The organism is Pseudomonas sp. NFACC39-1, assembly GCF_900110355.1.
GTDB classification, from domain to species: domain Bacteria; phylum Pseudomonadota; class Gammaproteobacteria; order Pseudomonadales; family Pseudomonadaceae; genus Aquipseudomonas; species Aquipseudomonas tehranensis.
On the sequence record NZ_FODL01000008.1, the window covers coordinates 187,366 to 207,466 of the forward strand.

At 59.2% G+C, this 20,101-nt stretch carries 17 protein-coding genes; 6 read left to right on the top strand and 11 right to left on the bottom strand.

Annotated features, from left to right (window positions below):
• Positions 1-33: 33 nt before the first annotated feature.
• From BMY45_RS18830 to sdhC, 5 genes are all read right to left on the bottom strand, one after another.
• Positions 34-2,865, bottom strand: coding sequence for a 2-oxoglutarate dehydrogenase E1 component (locus BMY45_RS18830; RefSeq protein ID WP_092400170.1), 2,832 nt, complete (start codon positions 2,863-2,865; stop codon positions 34-36).
• Between the two features lie 262 nt (positions 2,866-3,127).
• Positions 3,128-3,832 carry a succinate dehydrogenase iron-sulfur subunit gene (locus BMY45_RS18835; protein ID WP_092400172.1) on the bottom strand — a complete coding sequence of 235 codons (705 nt, stop codon included), beginning with the start codon at positions 3,830-3,832 and terminating at the stop codon, positions 3,128-3,130.
• 11 nt (positions 3,833-3,843) lie between these two features.
• Complete coding sequence (gene sdhA, locus BMY45_RS18840; RefSeq protein ID WP_092400174.1) at positions 3,844-5,616, bottom strand: succinate dehydrogenase flavoprotein subunit; 1,773 nt, start codon at positions 5,614-5,616, stop codon at positions 3,844-3,846.
• Between the two features lie 3 nt (positions 5,617-5,619).
• A complete protein-coding gene (sdhD, locus tag BMY45_RS18845; RefSeq protein ID WP_047230490.1) occupies positions 5,620-5,988 on the bottom strand; it encodes a succinate dehydrogenase, hydrophobic membrane anchor protein in 369 nt (122 codons plus the stop codon).
• Complete coding sequence (sdhC, locus tag BMY45_RS18850; protein WP_024780620.1) at positions 5,982-6,356, bottom strand: succinate dehydrogenase, cytochrome b556 subunit; 375 nt, start codon at positions 6,354-6,356, stop codon at positions 5,982-5,984. Before sdhC ends, sdhD begins: the two co-directional genes overlap by 7 nt.
• Before the next feature lie 364 nt (positions 6,357-6,720).
• Between sdhC and gltA the strand changes: the two genes are divergently transcribed.
• Entirely contained in the window at positions 6,721-8,010 is a 1,290-nt protein-coding gene (gene gltA, locus BMY45_RS18855) for a citrate synthase (protein WP_092400176.1), read from the top strand.
• Positions 8,011-8,308: 298 nt separating this feature from the next.
• Here the strand turns inward: gltA and BMY45_RS18860 are convergent, their stop codons facing one another.
• The 3 genes from BMY45_RS18860 to BMY45_RS18870 all read right to left on the bottom strand — a co-directional run bounded on the left by BMY45_RS18860 (position 8,309) and on the right by BMY45_RS18870 (position 11,441).
• Complete coding sequence (locus BMY45_RS18860) at positions 8,309-9,967, bottom strand: cation acetate symporter (RefSeq protein ID WP_092400178.1); 1,659 nt, start codon at positions 9,965-9,967, stop codon at positions 8,309-8,311.
• Positions 9,964-10,275 (bottom strand): DUF485 domain-containing protein, encoded by a 312-nt coding sequence (locus BMY45_RS18865; protein ID WP_092400180.1) that lies wholly within the window; start codon positions 10,273-10,275, stop codon positions 9,964-9,966. The genes BMY45_RS18860 and BMY45_RS18865 overlap by 4 nt, the downstream gene beginning before the upstream one ends.
• 311 nt (positions 10,276-10,586) lie before the next feature.
• Positions 10,587-11,441, bottom strand: a complete 855-nt coding sequence (locus BMY45_RS18870; protein WP_092400182.1) for a glycine betaine ABC transporter substrate-binding protein — start codon at positions 11,439-11,441, stop codon at positions 10,587-10,589.
• A 429-nt stretch (positions 11,442-11,870) separates the two neighbouring features.
• Here BMY45_RS18870 and BMY45_RS18875 point away from each other — a divergent pair, with 429 nt between their 5' ends.
• A complete protein-coding gene (locus tag BMY45_RS18875) occupies positions 11,871-13,169 on the top strand; it encodes an alpha/beta fold hydrolase (protein WP_092400184.1) in 1,299 nt (432 codons plus the stop codon).
• The gene (locus tag BMY45_RS18880; RefSeq protein ID WP_092400186.1) at positions 13,162-13,950 is read left to right on the top strand and encodes an MlaA family lipoprotein; all 789 of its coding nucleotides are present in this window, start codon (positions 13,162-13,164) and stop codon (positions 13,948-13,950) included. The genes BMY45_RS18875 and BMY45_RS18880 overlap by 8 nt, the downstream gene beginning before the upstream one ends.
• Before the next feature lie 133 nt (positions 13,951-14,083).
• Here the strand turns inward: BMY45_RS18880 and BMY45_RS18885 are convergent, their stop codons facing one another.
• On the bottom strand, positions 14,084-14,998 hold the full coding sequence (locus BMY45_RS18885) for a DUF808 domain-containing protein (protein ID WP_092400188.1): 915 nt from the start codon (positions 14,996-14,998) through the stop codon (positions 14,084-14,086).
• A 131-nt stretch (positions 14,999-15,129) separates the two neighbouring features.
• On the opposite strand from BMY45_RS18885, the gene BMY45_RS18890 reads away from it, so the two are divergent.
• Entirely contained in the window at positions 15,130-15,738 is a 609-nt protein-coding gene (locus tag BMY45_RS18890) for a TetR/AcrR family transcriptional regulator (protein WP_092400190.1), read from the top strand.
• A gap of 134 nt (positions 15,739-15,872) precedes the next feature.
• Here the strand turns inward: BMY45_RS18890 and BMY45_RS18895 are convergent, their stop codons facing one another.
• Both BMY45_RS18895 and BMY45_RS18900 read right to left on the bottom strand, forming a co-directional pair.
• On the bottom strand, positions 15,873-16,331 hold the full coding sequence (locus BMY45_RS18895; RefSeq protein WP_092400192.1) for an REP-associated tyrosine transposase: 459 nt from the start codon (positions 16,329-16,331) through the stop codon (positions 15,873-15,875).
• 213 nt (positions 16,332-16,544) lie between these two features.
• Complete coding sequence (locus BMY45_RS18900; RefSeq protein WP_092400194.1) at positions 16,545-16,982, bottom strand: GlcG/HbpS family heme-binding protein; 438 nt, start codon at positions 16,980-16,982, stop codon at positions 16,545-16,547.
• 265 nt (positions 16,983-17,247) lie between these two features.
• Here BMY45_RS18900 and gcl point away from each other — a divergent pair, with 265 nt between their 5' ends.
• A complete protein-coding gene (gene gcl, locus BMY45_RS18905) occupies positions 17,248-19,023 on the top strand; it encodes a glyoxylate carboligase (protein WP_047229606.1) in 1,776 nt (591 codons plus the stop codon).
• Between the two features lie 153 nt (positions 19,024-19,176).
• Entirely contained in the window at positions 19,177-19,959 is a 783-nt protein-coding gene (hyi, locus tag BMY45_RS18910) for a hydroxypyruvate isomerase (protein WP_092400196.1), read from the top strand.
• Positions 19,960-20,101 lie beyond the last annotated feature (142 nt).

A 20,101-nucleotide genomic window follows, 5' to 3' on the forward strand; every position in this document is an offset into this window, starting at 1 on the left:
TCCTTAAAATTCGGTTTCAGTCAGCACGAAGGCTTAAACAGTGAAAGCATCTTGCAGCAGTTTTTCCTGCTGCTCGGCGTGCATCGACGCATAACCACACGCCGGTGCAGCGGAAGCATCACGGCCGGCATATTCCAGGCCCAGGGCCTTGTTATGGTTGCCGATGCTGCGACGCAGGTGATGCTGGCTGCTGTACCACGCGCCCTGGTTCATCGGTTCTTCCTGACACCACACCACGTGGGTGAGGTTGGTGTAAGGCGCGATGGCCTCCATCAGGTCTTCTTCCGGGAACGGGTACAACTGCTCGATACGCACGATGGCGATGTCTTCGCGGCCTTCGGCACGACGTTTTTCCAGCAGGTCGTAGTAAACCTTGCCACTGCACAGGACCAGGCGAGTCACCTTGGCCGCTTCCAGCGTATCGATTTCCGAAATAACGGTCTGGAAGGAGCCTTCGGCCAGGTCTTCGAGCGTGGAGATCGCCAGTTTGTGACGCAGCAGCGACTTGGGTGTCAGCACGATCAGCGGCTTGCGCAGCGGACGGATGACCTGACGACGCAGCAGGTGGTAGATCTGCGCCGGAGTCGTCGGTACGCAAACCTGGACGTTGTGCTCGGCACACAGTTGCAGGTAACGCTCCAGACGTGCCGAGGAGTGCTCCGGCCCCTGCCCTTCATAACCGTGTGGCAACAGCATGGTCAGACCGCAGAGACGGCCCCACTTGTGCTCGCCGCTGGTGATGAACTGGTCGACAACCACCTGTGCACCGTTGGCGAAGTCGCCGAACTGGGCTTCCCAGATCACCAGCGCATTTGGCTCGGTGGTGGAGTAGCCATATTCGAACGCCAGGACGGCTTCCTCGGACAGCAGCGAGTCGTACAGGTCGAAACGTGGCTGGCCTTTGTACAGGTGTTGCAGCGGGATGTAGGTGCTGGCGTCTTTCTGGTTGTGCAGCGCCGCGTGGCGGTGCGAGAAAGTGCCGCGGCCTACGTCCTGGCCGGTGATGCGGATCGGGTGACCTTCGAACGCCAGGGTCGCGTACGCCATGGTTTCGGCGTAACCCCAGTTGATCGGCAGGCCGCCGGCTTGCATCTTCTGCCGGTCTTCGTAGATTTTCGCGACCTGGCGCTGAACCACGAAGCCTTCCGGAATTTCCAGCAGCTTGGCGGACAGTTCCTGCAAGGTCTTGAGGTCGAAGCGGGTGTCGTGACGAGCGGTCCAGGCATGACCCAGGTACGGGCGCCAGTCCACGAACAACTCTTTGTTCGGCTCTTTGACCAGGCTTTTTACAACGTGCAGGCCGTTGTCCAGGGCATTGCGATATTCATCGACTTTTTCCTGGACGCGCTCTGCATCCAGTACACCGCTCTGGGTCAGGCGCTCGGCATACTGCTCACGGGTGGTGCGCTGCTTGGCGATCTGCTGGTACATCAGAGGCTGGGTGCCGCTTGGCTCGTCGGCCTCGTTGTGGCCGCGACGACGGTAGCAGACCAGGTCGATTACCACATCACGCTTGTACTGCATGCGGTAGTCGATGGCCAACTGGGTCACGAACAACACGGCTTCCGGATCATCGCCATTCACATGGAGAATCGGCGCCTGGATCATTTTCGCGACGTCGGTGGCGTACTCGGTGGAGCGCGAGTCTTCCGGGTTGCTGATGGTGAAACCGACCTGGTTGTTGATCACGATGTGCACGGTGCCGCCGGTCTTGAAACCGCGGGTCTGCGACATCTGGAAGGTTTCCATGACCACGCCTTGACCGGCGAATGCCGCGTCACCGTGGATGGAGATCGGCAGCACCTTCTCGCCGGTCGGGTCGTTGCGGCGATCCTGACGGGCACGGACCGAACCCTCGACCACCGGGGAAACGATTTCCAGGTGGGACGGGTTGAAAGCCATCGCCAGGTGGACTTCGCCACCAGTGGTCATCACGTTGGAGGAGAAACCCTGGTGGTATTTCACGTCACCGGAGCCCAGCTCGACCTTCTTCTTGCCTTCGAACTCGTCGAACAGCTCCCGCGGGTTTTTACCGAAGGTGTTGACCAGTACGTTCAGACGACCACGGTGGGCCATGCCGATGACGACTTCCTTGGTGCCGTAGGAACCCGAACGCTGGATCAGCTCGTCGAGCATCGGAATCAGGCTTTCGCCGCCTTCCAGGCCAAAACGCTTGGTACCCGGGTACTTGGTGCCCAGGTATTTCTCCAGGCCTTCACCGGCGGTGACGCGCTCGAGCAAGTGGCTCTTGATGTCGGCGGAGTACGTCGGACGGCCACGAACGCTTTCCAGACGCTGCTGGAACCACTGGCGCTGCTCGGAATCGGTGATGTGCGTAAATTCAGCGCCGATGGTGCGGCAATATGTCTGCTGCAACGCTTCGTGAATTTCGCGTAGGCTCGCTTCCTCTTTGCCGATGAACAGGTCGCCGGCACGGAAGGTCGTATCAAGATCGGCATTGGTCAAGCCGTAGTGAGTGATCGACAGGTCTGCAGGTGCAGGACGCTGCCACAGCCCCAGCGGGTCCAGCTGGGCTGCCTGGTGGCCGCGCATCCGGTAGGCCTGGATCAGTCGCAGCACTTCAACTTGCTTCTTCTCGTGCTCACTGCTCACGCTGCCGGCAGACACCGGTTGAGCGCGGCGCTGGTTCTTTGCCAGCAGCACGAAATGATCGCGAATTGTCGAGTGCGAAACATCAGTGGCAGAGTTACCGTCAGCCGGCAACTTCTGAAAGTAGGTGCGCCACTCTTCTGGCACAGCGTTAGGGTCGTGCAGGTAGAGCTCGTAGAGCTCTTCCACATAGGCAGCGTTACCACCGGAGAGGTGGGCACTGTTCCACATGCGCTGCATCACGCTTTCTTGCATGCTTGGTCACCCTCGATTTGGGGAACACCATCGGCGAAAACACCGAGCAAACTTGCAGAAGTCCGAGTGCAGCGACTAAAACAAGCCACTTAGGATCACGCTGATAGTCCGGGTACCAGCCCGGATGCCCCTGCTTGTCTCATTTCTTCAAAATAAGAACTGCCGCTTTGTGAGCGGCGGTTCTGGTTATAGCCAGGACGCGGGTTGAAGCCCGCGCCATAGCCTCTGCGGGTACAGCGGTTCTACGGGTACAGCAGCTGAATCACACGCCGCTTTGCAGCAGCATGTTACGTACGTGACCGATGGCCTTAGTCGGGTTCAGGCCTTTCGGGCAGACGTTGACGCAGTTCATGATCCCGCGGCAGCGGAATACGCTGAACGGGTCATCCAGTGCAGCCAGACGCTCGGACGTCTTGGTGTCGCGGCTGTCTGCCAGGAAGCGATACGCTTGCAGCAGAGCGGCCGGGCCCAGGAATTTGTCCGGGTTCCACCAGAAGGATGGGCACGAGGTCGAGCAGCAGGCGCACAGGATGCACTCGTACAGACCGTCGAGCTTTTCACGCTCTTCCGGGGACTGCAGACGTTCGATGGCCGGAGCCGGCGAATCGTTCTGCAGGAATGGCTTCACCTTCTCGTATTGCTTGTAGAAGATGCTCATATCGACGACCAGGTCACGAATAACCGGCAAACCTGGCAGCGGACGAACGATCAGCTTGTTGCCCTTGACCACGGCGGACAGCGGCGTGATGCAGGCCAGGCCGTTCTTGCCGTTGATGTTCATGCCGTCGGAGCCGCAAACGCCCTCGCGGCAAGAGCGACGGTAGGAGAAACCTTCGTCCTGCTCTTTGATCAGGGCCAGCACGTCCAGCACCATCAGGTCTTTGCCGTCGGTTTCAACCTGGAAATCCTGCATGAACGGCGCAGCGTCCTGATCAGGGTTGTAGCGATAAACACTGACTTGCAACATGGCGGCCACCCTTAATAAGTCCGAATCTTAGGTTCAAAAGTCGGAACAGTCTTCGGCGAGAAGTTCACCGCACGCTTGGCGACGCGCTTGTCACCCGGGAAATACAGGGTGTGGCACAGCCAGTTTTCGTCGTCACGGTCTTCGTAGTCTTCGCGGGCGTGGGCACCACGGGACTCTTTGCGCACTTCTGCCGCGATGGCGGTGGCTTCGGCCACTTCCAGCAGGTTCTGCAGTTCCAGCGCTTCGATACGTGCAGTGTTAAACGCCTGCGACTTATCGTTGATCTTCACGTTGGCGATTCGTTCACGCAACTGAGCCAGCTGAGCGATACCCTTCTGCATGTATTCGCCGGTACGGAACACACCGAAGTAGTTCTGCATGCAGTTTTGCAGCTCGCGACGCAGGGTCGCCACGTCTTCGCCTTCGGTACGCGCATTCAGAGCGGACAGACGCGCGAGTGCGGCTTCGATGTTGGCGTCGGTGGCATCGTCATACTCGATACCGTCGGTCAGCGCTTTTTCCAGGTGCAGGCCGGCAGCGCGGCCGAATACCACCAGGTCGAGCAGCGAGTTGCCGCCCAGACGGTTGGCACCGTGAACCGATACGCACGCCACTTCACCCACTGCGAACAGGCCAGGGATGATTTCGTCCACGCCTTCGGCGTTCTGGGTGATCGCCTGGCCGTGAATGTTGGTGGCAACGCCGCCCATCATATAGTGGCAGGTTGGAACTACCGGAACTGGCGCGACGACAGGGTCGACGTGAGCAAAGGTCTTGGACAGCTCGCAAATGCCTGGCAGACGGCTGTGCAGCACTTCCTCGCCCAGGTGGTCGAGCTTGAGCATCACGTGGTCGCCATTGGGACCGCAACCGTTGCCGGCGATGATTTCTTTCACCATCGAACGGGCAACCACGTCACGACCGGCAAGGTCTTTGGCGTTCGGAGCATAACGCTCCATGAAACGCTCGCCGTGCTTGTTGATCAGGTAACCGCCTTCACCGCGGCAACCTTCGGTGACCAGTACACCGGCGCCGGCGATGCCGGTCGGGTGGAACTGCCACATTTCGATGTCTTGTACCGGCACGCCAGCACGCAGCGCCATGCCGACACCGTCACCGGTGTTGATCAGGGCGTTGGTGGTGGAAGCGTAGATACGGCCGGCACCGCCGGTGGCCAACACGGTAGCCTTGGCGCGGATGTAGGTGGTTTCGCCGGTTTCGATGCAGATCGCGATCACACCGACGAAAGCGCCATCCTGGTTTTTCACCAGGTCAACGGCGTAGTACTCGTTCAGGAACGTGGTACCGGCCTTCAGGTTGCCCTGATAAAGGGTGTGCAGCAGTGCGTGACCGGTACGGTCGGACGCCGCGCAAGTACGCGCAGCCTGGCCGCCCTTGCCGTAATCCTTGGACTGACCGCCGAACGGACGCTGGTAGATACGGCCGGTTTCGGTCCGCGAGAACGGCAGGCCCATGTGGTCCAGTTCGAACACTGCGGCCGGACCTTCCTGACACATGTATTCGATAGCGTCCTGGTCACCGATGTAGTCGGAACCCTTGACGGTATCGTACATGTGCCAGCGCCAGTCATCGTTCGGGTCAGCCGAAGCGATGGCACAGGTGATGCCGCCCTGGGCGGAAACCGTGTGCGAACGGGTCGGGAAAACCTTGGTGATCACGGCAGTCTTGTGACCGCCCTGTGCCAGTTGCAGCGCAGCGCGCATGCCGGCACCGCCGCCACCAATAATGATGGCGTCGAAAGAAATCGTAGGAATGTTAGCCATGAATCAGATACCCCAAAGAATCTGCACACCCCAGACGAAGTACGCAAACATCGCGACGCCGCATACAGCCTGGAAGAGGAAACGTACGGCAGTCGCCGACTTGCCGAACGCCATCGGCGTCAGGTAGTCGGTCGCGATGGTCCACATGCCGACCCAGGCGTGAGCGCCCAGTGCGACAAGCGACAGCAGACTGAAGATACGCATCCAGTTGTTTGCGAACAGTTCGTGCCATTGGGCATAGCCAAGGCCAGGGTTTGCTACGACATATCCGATCAGGAAAATGAAGTAAGCCGCGAGAACGACCGCAGACACACGCTGCGCCATCCAGTCATAGAGGCCCGAACGGGAAAGGTTCGTGACGTTGGTTACCATATCCAGACTCCTGCCAGAACGATTACCACCACGGAAACGGCGATAACGATTTTCGAGCCCAGCTTGCCGCCTTCCAGCGTCTCACCGATGCCCATGTCCATGATCAAGTGGCGCACACCGGCAACCAAGTGATACAGCAAGGCGGACAGGATGCCCCAAATCACTAGCTTGGCTAGCGGACTGGTCAGACACGCTTTCACCTGACCGAAGCCTTCTTCCGAATCGAGCGACTTGTCCAATGCATAAAGCATGATGGCCAGGCTGACGAAGAGGATGACACCGGAAATACGGTGAAGAATGGACGTGTAAGCAGTGACTGGGAGTTTGATGGTCCTTAGGTCTAGGTTTACAGGTCGTTGGCTTTTCACGGCTTTTTTTCACACTGAAGAGCCCCTAACAATCAGGGCAAAGTTGTTGGGGCGCGCACTGGTCAGGTACTCACCACCCAGGGAGTGACGACCCCCAAGAAAGCAGGCCCAAAAGCCCCTGGCGGTCGGTGGCCGAGTATAGACAGTTAGGCTACTAATGACAACGCGTTCACCTTCCCCTAATAGCGCATTGCACATATGAAGCAAAAGGCGTAAACGGCAGTCAATTTCGCGGAAAAAGTCCGGTTAAAGCCTTCTGGAGCAAGACTTTAGGCAAATTGACATTCGAATTTATCTCACTATAGTGGTGCGGGCCCTGCGTGGGGGGTCTGTCTGATGATTCCAAGCATTAATAGGAGGCCACATGGCTGACAAAAAAGCGCAGTTGATCATCGAGGGCGCAGCCCCCGTCGAGCTGCCCATTTTAACCGGCACCGTTGGTCCCGATGTAATCGACGTACGGGGCCTGACGGCCACGGGCCGTTTCACCTTTGACCCAGGTTTCATGTCGACCGCTTCGTGCGAGTCGAAGATCACCTATATCGACGGCGACAACGGCATCCTGCTGCACCGCGGCTACCCGATCGAACAACTGGCCGAAAAGTCGGACTACCTGGAAACCTGCTACCTGCTGCTCAACGGCGAGCTGCCAACCGCAGAGCAAAAGGCCCAGTTCGTCAGCACCGTGAAGAACCACACCATGGTTCACGAACAGTTGAAGACCTTCTTCAACGGCTTCCGTCGCGATGCCCACCCGATGGCCGTCATGTGCGGTGTTGTCGGCGCCCTCTCGGCCTTCTACCACGACTCCCTGGACATCAATAACCCCCAGCATCGCGAAATCTCCGCGATCCGCCTGGTGGCGAAGATGCCAACCCTGGCAGCCATGGTTTACAAGTACTCCATGGGCCAGCCCATGATGTACCCGCGCAACGACCTGACTTATGCAGAGAACTTCCTGCATATGATGTTCAACACCCCGTGCGAGATCAAACCGATCAGCCCGGTGCTCGCCAAGGCCATGGACCGGATCTTCATCCTCCACGCCGACCACGAGCAGAACGCCTCCACGTCCACCGTGCGTTTGGCAGGCTCCTCGGGTGCTAACCCGTTCGCCTGTATCGCCGCCGGTATCGCCGCACTCTGGGGCCCCGCCCACGGCGGTGCCAACGAAGCGGTACTGACCATGCTCGATGAAATCGGCGATGTTTCGAACATCGACAAGTTCATCGCCAAGGCCAAGGACAAGAACGATCCGTTCAAGCTGATGGGCTTCGGTCACCGGGTCTACAAGAACCGCGACCCGCGCGCCACCGTCATGAAGCAGACCTGCGACGAAGTGCTCAAGGAACTGGGGATCAAGAACGATCCGCAACTCGAACTGGCCATGCGCCTGGAAGAGATCGCCCTGACCGACCCGTACTTCATCGAGCGCTCGCTGTACCCGAACGTCGACTTCTACTCGGGGATCATCCTCAAGGCGATCGGCATTCCAACCAGCATGTTCACCGTGATCTTCGCCCTGGCGCGGACCGTGGGCTGGATCTCCCACTGGAAGGAAATGCTCTCCAGCCCGTACAAGATCGGCCGCCCGCGCCAGTTGTACACCGGCTACGAGTCGCGTGACATCACCCGACTGGAAGACCGCAAGTAAGACCTGCCTTGCGCTAGGTCTCAAGCTGCACCGAAACGGCCTCCGCTTCTTATATAAGAGCGGGGGCCGTTTTGTTTGTACCCTACCTCGTCTTCTTCGCCCGACCCGACGCAATCGCGAGCAGGCTCGCTCCCACATTGAAATGCATTCCCCTGTGGGAGCGAGCCTGCTCGCGATTGGCGGCAAGCCTGCCGCCCCTCAAACCCAACACAAAAAAATACCCCAGCCTCTCGACCGGGGTATCTCTTCAAACGCACTGCGTTAACTTGAAGCTTTCAACTTGCAGCTCGCCGCTGCTTTAGTGACTCACCGCCCCACTCGCCCCCAGGCCAGTCTGCGAACGCACGAACTGCGGGAAGAACAGCGCCCGCTCGTTTGCGCCTTCAGCCGACTTGTCGGTGATGGAGAAGAACCAGATGCCGACGAAGGCAATGGCCATTGAGAACAGCGCTGGGTATTCATACGGGAAGATCGCCTTCTCGTGACCCAGGATCTGCACCCAGATGGTCGGACCAAGCACCATCAGGCCCACGGCACTGACCAGGCCCAGCCAGCCGCCGACCATGGCGCCACGGGTGGTCAGCTTCTTCCAGTACATCGAGAGCAGCAGTACCGGGAAGTTGCAGCTTGCCGCGATGGAGAACGCCAGGCCCACCATGAACGCGATGTTCTGCTTCTCGAACAGGATACCCAGGCCGATCGCCAGCACTGCCAGGGCGATGGTGGTGATCTTCGAGACGCGAATCTCGTCCTTTTCGTTGGCCTTGCCTTTCTTGATCACACTGGCATACAGGTCATGGGACACCGCCGAGGCACCGGCCAGGGTCAAGCCCGCGACCACCGCCAGGATGGTGGCAAAGGCCACGGCCGAGATGAAGCCCAGGAAGATGCTGCCACCCACCGCGTTAGCCAGGTGCACCGCCGCCATATTGTTGCCACCGAGCAAGGCACCTGCCGCGTCCTTGAAGGCCGGGTTGGTGCTGACCAGCAGGATCGCGCCGAAGCCGATGATGAAGGTCAGGATGTAGAAGTAACCGATGAAGCCAGTGGCATACAGCACGCTCTTGCGAGCTTCCTTGGCATCACTCACGGTGAAGAAGCGCATCAGAATGTGCGGCAGGCCAGCAGTACCGAACATCAGCGCCAGACCCAGGGAGAACGCCGAGACCGGATCCTTGACCAGGCCACCAGGACTCATGATTGCTTCACCCTTGGCGTGAACCTTGACCGCCTCGGAGAACAGCATGTTGAAGTCGAAGTTGACGTGCTTCATGACCATCAGCGCCATGAACGAAGCGCCCGACAGCAACAGCACCGCCTTGATGATCTGCACCCAGGTCGTCGCCAGCATGCCGCCGAACAGCACATAGAGGCACATCAGGATACCGACCAGAATCACCGCAACGTGATAATCCAGGCCGAACAGCAGCTGGATCAGCTTGCCGGCACCGACCATCTGCGCGATCAAGTAGAACGCCACCACGACCAGCGAGCCGCTGGCGGACAAGGTGCGGATCTGGGTTTGCCCCAGACGATAGGAGGCCACGTCGGCAAAGGTGTATTTACCCAGGTTACGCAGGCGCTCGGCGATCAGGAACAGAATGATCGGCCAGCCCACCAGGAAACCGATGGAGTAGATCAGACCGTCATAACCGGACGTGAACACCAGCGCGGAAATGCCCAGGAAGGACGCCGCCGACATGTAGTCGCCCGCGATTGCCAGGCCGTTCTGGAAGCCGGTGATCTTGCCGCCGGCCGCATAGTAGTCGGCCGCCGAATTGTTTTTCTTGGACGCCCAGTACGTGATGTACAGGGTCGCGCCAACGAAGGCCACGAACATCAGGATAGCCGCGACGTTAAGCGGTTGTTTCTGCACGGCACCGGTCAGGGCTTCAGCCGCCCAGGCCCCCGGTGCGAAAGCTGCGACGCTCAACAGAGCCATTAGACGCCGGATCATTGCTGAGCCTCCTTGAGAATCGCATTGTTCAGGTCGTCGAACTCGCCGTTGGCGCGTCGCACGTAGATACCGGTCAGGACGAAGGCCGAAAGAATCAGGCCGACACCGATGGGGATACCCCAGGTAATGGTGGACTCGGGCGAAATCTTGGCCCCGAGAACATGCGGCCCGTAGGCAATCAGAAGAATGAAGCCGGAATACAGCCCAAGCATGATCGCCGAGAGAATCCAGGCGAACTTTTCTCGTTTTCTCACCAGCTCCTTGAAGCGCGGGCTGTTTTGAATCGAGAGGTAAATGCTGTCGTTCATTGTTTTTATCCTCGCAGCACAGATTAAATTGGAACAGCTCTACTCTATGCGGCTGAAGGCCAGGTTCCAGACGACCTTAGTATTAGAACGACATGACGTTTATCGATTGCCCCCGCAAACCTTCATATTTCCCTTGTGGGAGCGGGCTTGCTCGCGAATGCGGTGTGTCATTCTATGAATTGCCAACAGACAGATCGCTTTCGCGAGCAAGCCCGCTCCCACCGGGACTTGGGCCAGGCTGAAAAACGGCAGGCACAAAAAAACCGCATGACGCCAAGTCATGCGGTTTCGAGGATGTTAAACCGGGCGGATTACTTGCCGGTCCACTCCTTCACGCGGTCCGGGTGCTTGGCAACCCAATCCTTGGCAGCAGCGTCCGGCTTGGCACCTTCTTGGATCGCCAGCATGACCTCGCCGATTTCGTCTTTCGAGTTCCACTGGAACTTCTTCAGAAACGCGACCACTTCCGGCGCCTTGGCGTCCAACTCCTTGCTGCCGATGCTGTTCACGGTTTCAGCCGCGCCGTAAACGCCTTTCGGGTCTTCCAGGAAGCGCAGTTTCCACTTGGCGAACATCCAGTGCGGCACCCAACCGGTGACGGCGATGGATTCTTTTTTCTTCTCGGCACGGGTCAGCTCGGCAATCATGCCGGCGCCGGAACTGGCCTTGAGTTGGTACCCGGTCAGGTCGTAATCCTTGATGGCCTGCTCGGTCTTGATCATGACACCTGAACCGGCGTCGATACCGACAATGCGGTTCTTGAAGCTGTCATCGGTCTTGAGGTCGGCCACGGACTGGGCCTTGACGTACTCCGGCACGATCAGGCCGATTTTTGCATCCTTGAAGTTCGGACCGTAGTCGACCACCTGGTCCTTGTTCTTGGTCCAGTAGTCGCCATGGGTCACCGGCAACCAGGCCGAGAGCATCGCGTCGAGTTTGCCAGTGGCTACGCCTTGCCACATGATCCCGGTCGCAACCGCTTGCAGCTTCACGTCATAGCCCAGTTTCTGCTTGATGACTTCGGCCGCCACATGGGTGGTCGCGACGCTGTCGGACCAACCGTCGACATAACCGATGCTCAGGGTTTTGGTTTCGGCGCTGGCCAGTGTGGAGCTGATCGCCAGTACCAGTGCGGCACCTGCGCCCAAGAGTCGTCGCATTCTCATCGTTACTTCCCCGAAAGTGCTGCGCCCGACGGATGCCGAGCGGCGTCAACGTATTGTTATGGTGCACAGCGCCCCCATCACGCTCGCCTGCAAAACCGGTTCGAACGTCAGTGGAGTACTGACTCGTTGATCATCAACCTGCGCCGATCTGGAACCTGCTCTGCCTGCGACGTTGAAGCAACGAGAAACGACATCAGAACGCCAGCTATCTGCCTCAGCCATTCGGCCCCACAAAAAAGCTGTCCTGCGTGCCCTGTCAGAATCCGGCAAGCCGCCAGATAACTAGCCGCTACCCCACGCAAACGTGTATCGTCCCGCTACTATCGCGCCCCGTTTGTGCCTCTTTTGTGTGCGTCATGGCACTTGGCTTCACTTCGGCGGTCATAGCCTGCGAACCTCATTCGGCATCTTCCTCTAAGGGATCCAGTCATGCTCCATTCCTTGCGCTTCGCTGCCCTCGTCGGCGGCCTTATTCTGAGTGCGTCCGCGCTGGCGGTGGATATCGATGCCGCCAGCTATGGCTACCCCTTGACCAACCCGTTCGAGGCGACCATCGCCACTACGCCACCGGACCTGCGCCCGGAGCTGCCCCCGATCGAGGACATCAACCAGGCTGACCATAGCCTGACCCTGCGCCCGGAACGCGAGTTCATCCTGCCGGACAATTTCTGGCCGGTGAAAAGCCTCACCTACCGCATGGCGACCCAGGACAAGCCCGCGCCGCTGATCTTCCTGATCGCCGGCACCGGCGCGCGATACGACAGCAGCCTCAACGAATACCTCAAGCGCCTCTATTACAAGGCCGGTTACCACGTGGTGCAGCTGTCGTCGCCCACCAGCTTTGACTTCATGAGCGCCGCTTCACGCTTCGCCACACCCGGCATCACCAAGGAAGACGCCGAAGACATGTACCGGGTGATGCAGGCCGTGCGGGCGCAGAACCCCAAGTTGCCGGTGACCGAGTATTACCTCACCGGCTACAGCCTCGGCGCCCTGGACGCGGCCTTCGTCGCCCATCTGGACGAAACCCGACGCAGCTTCAACTTCAAGAAAGTGCTGTTGCTCAACCCGCCAGTCAACCTCTACACCTCGATCACCAACCTGGACAAACTGGTCCAGACCGAGGTCAAGGGCATCAACAACACCACCACTTTTTATGAATTGGTGCTCAACAAGCTGACCCGCTACTTCCAGCAGAAAGGCTACATCGATCTCAACGATGCCCTGCTCTATGACTTCCAGCAGTCCAAACAACACCTGAGCAATGAGCAGATGGCGATGCTGATCGGCACCTCGTTCCGCTTCTCGGCGGCCGACATTGCATTCACCTCGGACCTGATCAACCGTCGCGGCCTGATCATCCCGCCCAAATTCCCGATTACCGAAAGCACCAGCCTGACGCCGTTCCTCAAGCGCGCGCTGCAATGCGACTTCGACTGCTACCTCACCGAGCAAGTGATTCCGATGTGGCGCGCGCGCACCGACGGCGGCAGCCTGTTGCAACTGATCGATCAGGTCAGCCTGTATGCGCTCAAGGATTACCTGCACGACAGTCCGAAGATTGCCGTCATGCACAACGCCGACGACGTCATCCTCGGCCCGGGCGATCTGGGCTTCTTGCGCAAGACCTTTGGCGACCGGCTGACGGTTTACCCATTGGGCGGCCACTGCGGCAACCTAAACTACCGCGTCAACAGCGACGCCATGCTGGAGTTCTTCCGTGGCTAAATATCTCCTGCTTATCGCTGCGTTAATGAGTGCCGGCATGGTCCACGCCGATAACAGCAAGGCCAACGCGCCTGTGGTGGTGGACTCCGACGGTTTCAAGGAGCCGTTGAGCAAGCTCAAGTTCAACCCCGGGCTGGACCAGCGCGAGTTCGAGCGTTCGACCCTCAACGCCCTGAACGTCTATGACCCGCTGGAGTCCTGGAACCGCCGCGTCTATCACTTCAACTATCGATTCGATCAGTGGGTGTTCCTGCCAGTCGTCGATGGCTACCGCTACATCACGCCTGGTTTCCTGCGCACCGGGGTGAGCAACTTCTTCAATAACCTGGGAGACGTGCCGAACCTGATGAACAGCCTGCTGCAATTCAAGGGCAAGCGTTCGATGGAAACCACCGCACGCCTGCTGCTCAACACCACCGTCGGCATCGCTGGCCTGTGGGATCCGGCCACCGCCATGGGCCTGCCGCGCCAGAGCGAAGACTTCGGCCAGACCCTGGGCTTCTATGGCGTGCCCGGCGGCGCGTACTTCGTACTCCCGATCTTTGGCCCTTCGAACCTGCGTGATACCTCGGGGTTGCTGGTGGACTACACGGCTGAATCGGCGATCAACTTCCTCAACGTTTCAGAAGTCAGCGCCAACCACCCGGAACTGCTGCTCCTGCGCGCCGTGGACAAGCGCCACCAGACCAGCTTCCGCTATGGCCAACTGAACTCGCCATTCGAATATGAGAAGGTGCGTTACGTGTATACCGAGTCGCGCAAGTTGCAGATTGCCGAGTAACTCCCGGCCACCCCAAAACCCACTGTGGGAGCGAGCCTGCTCGCGATAGCGGTCTACCAGCCAACATAAATGTTGAATGGCAGGCCCTCATCGCGAGCAGGCTCGCTCCCACAGTTGTTTTGTATTGCCAGATTCAGCTTTTCAGCGCTTTCCAGACCTTGCCAACCACCATCACACCCGCCAACACCACCGCCCCTGCGACAATCCCCGCCACTGCATTAAGCAGCAACGGCACAATGAACCCGGCGCCCCCGGCACTGGCCGTCACACCTTCGATCCAGTGATGCACCACCGGCACACCATGGGTCAGGATGCCGCCGCCCACCAGGAACATCGCCGCCGTGCCGATCACCGACAGGCTTTTCATCATGTAGGGCGCGGCGCGCAGGATGGCGCCACCGATGCTCTTGGCGAGTTGCCCCGGCTTCTGCGTCAGCCACAACCCCAGGTCATCGAGCTTGACGATGCCGGCTACCAGACCATAGACGCCGACGGTCATGACAATGGCGATGCCCGAGAGCACGATCACCTGTTGGGTCAGTGGTGCATCGGCGACGGTGCCGAGGGTGATGGCGATGATTTCCGCCGAGAGGATGAAATCGGTGCGTATGGCACCTTTGATCTTGTCCTTTTCAAAGGCCACCAGATCGACCGCCGGGTTGGCAACGGCCTCGACCAATTGCGCATGCTCGGCCTGGTCTTGCGCCTTGCTGTGAAGGAACTTGTGGGCGAGTTTTTCGAAGCCTTCGAAACACAGGTAGGCGCCCCCCACCATCAGCAATGGCGTGACCAGCCAGGGTACGAAGGCGCTGATGGCCAGCGCCGACGGCACCAGGATCAACTTGTTGATAAACGAACCCTTGGCCACCGCCCAGACCACCGGTATTTCCCGCTCGGCACGCACGCCTGAGACCTGCTGGGCATTGAGCGCCAGGTCATCGCCGAGCACGCCAGCGGTTTTTTTGGCAGCCATTTTGGTCATCAAAGCAACATCGTCGAGCACCGTGGCGATATCGTCGATCAGTAACAACAAACTGCTTCCGGCCATGGAAGAACTCCTTGAACAATAATGCTGCGCAGCATAGCGCGCCCGACGTGGCCTCGGGGCATTCTTGAGCGCTTCGCGAGGCCGGTGCTACCATGCGCCACCGCCAGAACAGGCAAGGAACCCCTGGGTTTATGAGCACTATCCGCGAGCGCAACAAAGAACTGATCCTGCGTGCCGCCAGCGAAGAATTTGCCGACAAGGGCTTCGCGGCGACCAAAACCAGCGATATCGCGGCCAAGGCGGGCCTGCCCAAACCCAACGTCTACTACTATTTCAAATCCAAGGAAAACCTCTACCGCGAGGTGCTGGAAAGTATTATCGAGCCCATTCTTCAGGCCTCGACCCCGTTCAACGCCGACGGCGTGCCCGGCGAAGTGCTGAGCCACTATATCCGCTCCAAGATCCGCATCTCCCGCGACCTGCCTTTCGCCTCAAAAGTCTTCGCCAGCGAAATCATGCACGGTGCCCCGCACCTGAGCGCCGACCTGGTGGAACAGCTCAACGCCCAGGCCCGCCATAACATCGACTGCATCCAGACCTGGATCGACCGAGGTCAAATCGCCCCCATCGACCCCAACCACCTGATGTTCAGCATCTGGGCGGCCACCCAGACCTACGCCGACTTCGACTGGCAAATCTCCGCAGTGACCGGCAAGGCGAAGCTGGACGAAACGGATTATGAGGCCGCGGCGCAAACGATTATTCGGCTGGTGTTGAAGGGGTGTGAGGTGGATCGCTAGGCTTGGGACCGCATCGCCTTCATCGCGAGCAGGCTCGCTCCCACAAGGGTTCTGCTGTGAACTCAAATTTTGTGAACAACTGAGATACCTTGTGGGAGCGAGCCTGCTCGCGATGCTGACGACTCGATTTCAAATCAAACCCAAATGGCATCCCATAGTGGATAGTCGCCAAACCGCTTCACCAGCCCTGCCCGCAGTGGGTTTGCTACGACATACCGAGCCAGCACTACCAGGTCCTCCTCCCGCCTTAGAGCCCTGTCATGGAAACCTTGTTGCCAAAGACTGATCCTATGGCCCAGGCGTAGGTTCACAGCCTTGGTGCTTAATGACTTGGTTCTTTGCATCAATTCACTCAAAGATCCCTTATGCAGCTCGATTAACCAATGAAAGTGATCAGGCATGACGACCCAGGCCAATGAGTCAGCGTAACCCTGATCCTGAGCCTTTCGAAACTGGTCAACGACCAATCTGCCCAAGATAAAGTCTCTAAAAATCGGCTCGCGGCCGAATGTGTTGGCCGTCAATAAGTAGATTCGGTTGGATTCGGCGTAGCGGCCAACGCGCAGTCGATGTGAAGCGGGTGAACCAGACATTCCGTGTCCTTTGATGAATGAGTCCAGACCAAGACTAGGTCTTGGCCTGTCTGGAGGTGGGCCAGACTTTTAGCTGGATATGTCTGGTTGAAGGCAATCGCGAGCAGGCTCGCTCCCACAGAGGATTTGCAGTGCTCACATATTTTGTGTCTGCCCAAGTCCACTTGTGGGAGCGAGCCTGCTCGCGATTGCAATAGGGCAGTCAATACAAAATCAAGCCACCCCCGCATCCGCCTTCAACCCCACCCCCTCCACAGCCCTGATCGCCACCTGCTCATCAATGTCCGAGGTGTCGCCACTGATGCCGATGGAACCCAGCACCCGCCCATCCTCACCTTTGATCAACACCCCGCCCGGTGCCGGCACGACGTTGCCCTGACCCAGGCCGTTCAACGCGGCGAAAAAGGCCGGGCGTTGGTGGGCGTCCTGGGCGAGCAGGCGCGAGCCCTTGCCCAGGGCGATGGCGCCCCAGGCCTTGCCGATAGCGATCTGAGGGCGAAGCAGGCTGGCGCCGTCTTCGCGTTGCAAGGCAATCAGGTGGCCGCCGCTGTCCAGAACCGCAACGGTCAGCGGTGCAGCGCTGATATCACGGCCTGCGGCGAGGGCTTGCCCCGTCAGGTTGACGGCGACTTTCAAGGTTAAAGCGCTCATGAGTGCTGTCCTCTTTTGTTGTGGGAAGCGTTCCAGGCAATGCCTTCGGCAAAACCAGACGCAAACAATAGAACACAATAGAACATATTTTTGTATACAATAATTCCAACAACACGACCCACTCGACGAAGCGCTGCCGCATTTACGGCCTTCCGACGAATGAAACAGGTGCTTGAGGAAAGGGATTGACCTGCGCCGTCCGCCGTGAATACACTCAGCGCAAAGCCACTTGTATACAATTACAAAACGTAAGAGGCGCAAAAACATGAGCAAAATGAGAGCAATCGAAGCCGCCGTTCTGGTGATGCGCCGTGAAGGCGTGGACACCGCCTTCGGCATCCCGGGTGCCGCGATCAACCCGCTGTACTCTGCCCTGCAAAAGGTGGGTGGCATCGATCATGTCCTCGCTCGCCACGTTGAAGGCGCCTCCCACATGGCCGAGGGCTACACCCGCACCAAGGCCGGCAACATTGGCGTGTGCATCGGCACCTCGGGCCCGGCGGGGACCGACATGGTGACGGGGCTCTACAGCGCTTCGGCCGACTCGATCCCGATCCTGTGCATCACCGGCCAAGCGCCCCGCGCCCGCCTGCACAAGGAAGATTTCCAGGCGGTGGATATCACCAGCATTGTCAAGCCGGTGACCAAGTGGGCCACCACCGTCCTGGAACCGGGCCAGGTGCCGTACGCGTTCCAGAAGGCCTTCTTTGAAATGCGTTCCGGCCGGCCGGGCCCGGTGCTGATCGACTTGCCATTCGACGTGCAGATGGCCGAGATCGAGTTCGACATCGACGCCTACCAACCGCTGCCGCTGGCCAAACCTGCCGCCAATCGGGTGCAGATCGAAAAGGCCCTGGCCATGCTCGATCAGGCTGAACGCCCATTGCTGGTGGCCGGCGGCGGGATCATCAACGCCGATGCCAGCGAGCTGCTGGTGGAATTCGCTGAACTGACCGGTATCCCGGTGATTCCCACACTGATGGGCTGGGGCACAATTCCAGACGATCATCCATTGATGGTCGGCATGGTCGGCCTGCAAACCTCCCACCGTTATGGCAATGCGACACTGCTCAAGTCGGACGTGGTACTGGGCATCGGCAACCGTTGGGCCAACCGCCACACCGGTTCGGTGGATGTCTACACCGAAGGGCGCACCTTCATTCATGTGGACATCGAACCGACCCAGATCGGCCGCGTGTTCACCCCGGACCTGGGCATCGTTTCCGACGCTGCCTCGGCACTGACTGCGTTCATCGAAGTCGCCCGCGAATGGCAAGCCGCCGGCAAACTGAAAAACCGCAGCGCCTGGCTGCAGGACTGCCAGCAACGCAAGGCCAGCCTGCAGCGCAAGACGCACTTCGACAACGTGCCGGTCAAACCCCAGCGTGTGTACGAAGAAATGAACCAGGTCTTCGGCAAGGACACCTGCTACGTCAGCACCATTGGGTTGTCACAGATCGCCGGGGCGCAGTTCCTGCACGTCTACAAACCGCGCCACTGGATCAACTGCGGCCAGGCCGGCCCGTTGGGCTGGACTATCCCGGCGGCGCTCGGGGTGGTCAAGGCCGACCCGAGCCGCAAGGTCGTGGCGTTGTCGGGGGACTACGACTTCCAGTTCATGATCGAAGAGCTGGCGGTCGGCGCGCAGTTCAAGCTGCCGTACATCCACGTGGTGGTGAACAACTCCTACCTGGGGTTGATCCGCCAGGCCCAGCGCGGGTTCGACATGGACTACTGCGTGCAACTGTCCTTCGACAACCTCAACGCGCCGGAACTCAACGGGTATGGCGTGGACCACGTCGCCGTGGCCGAGGGCCTGGGTTGCAAGGCGCTGCGGGTGTTCGAACCGTCCGGCATCCAGCCGGCGCTGCGCAAAGCCCAGGAGTTGATCGAGGAATTCAAGGTGCCGGTGATCGTCGAGATCATCCTGGAACGGGTGACCAACATTTCCATGGGCACCGAGATCAACGCCGTCAACGAATTCGAAGACCTGGCGCTGGTGGGCAACGATGCGCCGACCGCCATTTCGTTGCTCGACTGACCTAACCGTTGCTTCACCTGTAGGAGCTGCCGAAGGCTGCGATCCTTTGATCTTTCGCTTAAATCTCAAGTGTCGATAGAAAGATCGCAGCCTCGCTTCGCTCGACAGCTCCTACGGGTCAGGACGCCATTAAATTTGTAGCAGGAGACCACCATGCCGCGTTTCGCAGCCAACCTGTCCATGCTGTTCACCGAGCAGGATTTCCTCGCCCGTTTCGAAGCGGCCGCCAAGGCCGGTTTCACGGGTGTCGAATACCTGTTCCCGTACGACTACAGCAGCGCCGAGCTCAAGGCGCTGCTCCAGGCCAATGGCCTGACCCAAGTGTTGTTCAACCTGCCGGCCGGCGACTGGGCCAAGGGTGAGCGCGGCATTGCCTGCCTGCCGGACCGGGTTGAAGAGTTCCGCTCGGGCGTTGACCTGGCAATCGCTTATGCCCAGGTGCTGGGCAACACCCAGGTCAACTGCCTGGCCGGGATTTGTCCGCAGAACTGCGACAAGGCCCTGGTGGAGAAAACCTTTGTCGCCAACCTGAAATACGCTGCCGAGAAACTGCAGGCCAAAGGCATCAAGCTGGTGATGGAAGCCATCAACACCCGCGACATTCCCGGTTTCTACTTGAACAACACCGCCCAGGCCCTGTCGATCCGCGAGCAAGTAGGCAGCGCCAACCTGTTCCTGCAATACGACATCTACCACATGCAAATCATGGAAGGCGACCTGGCCCGGACCCTCTCGGCGCACCTGGATCAGATCAACCATGTGCAACTGGCGGACAACCCGGGACGCAACGAGCCGGGAACCGGCGAGATCAACTACCGCTTCCTGTTCGAACACCTGGACCGCATCGGTTACCAAGGCTGGGTCGGCTGCGAATACAAGCCGCTGACCAGCACCGAAGCGGGCCTTGGCTGGCTGAAAAGCCATAACGCGGTTTGACCCAATTTTCCTGTAGGAGCTGACGAGTGCAACGAGGCTGCGATCTTTCCCCTGACATTTGAGTCCCGGGAGAAAGATCAAAGGATCGCAGCCTCGCTTCGCTCGACAGCTCCTACGAGCAGCGATCACAACAAGAGGATTT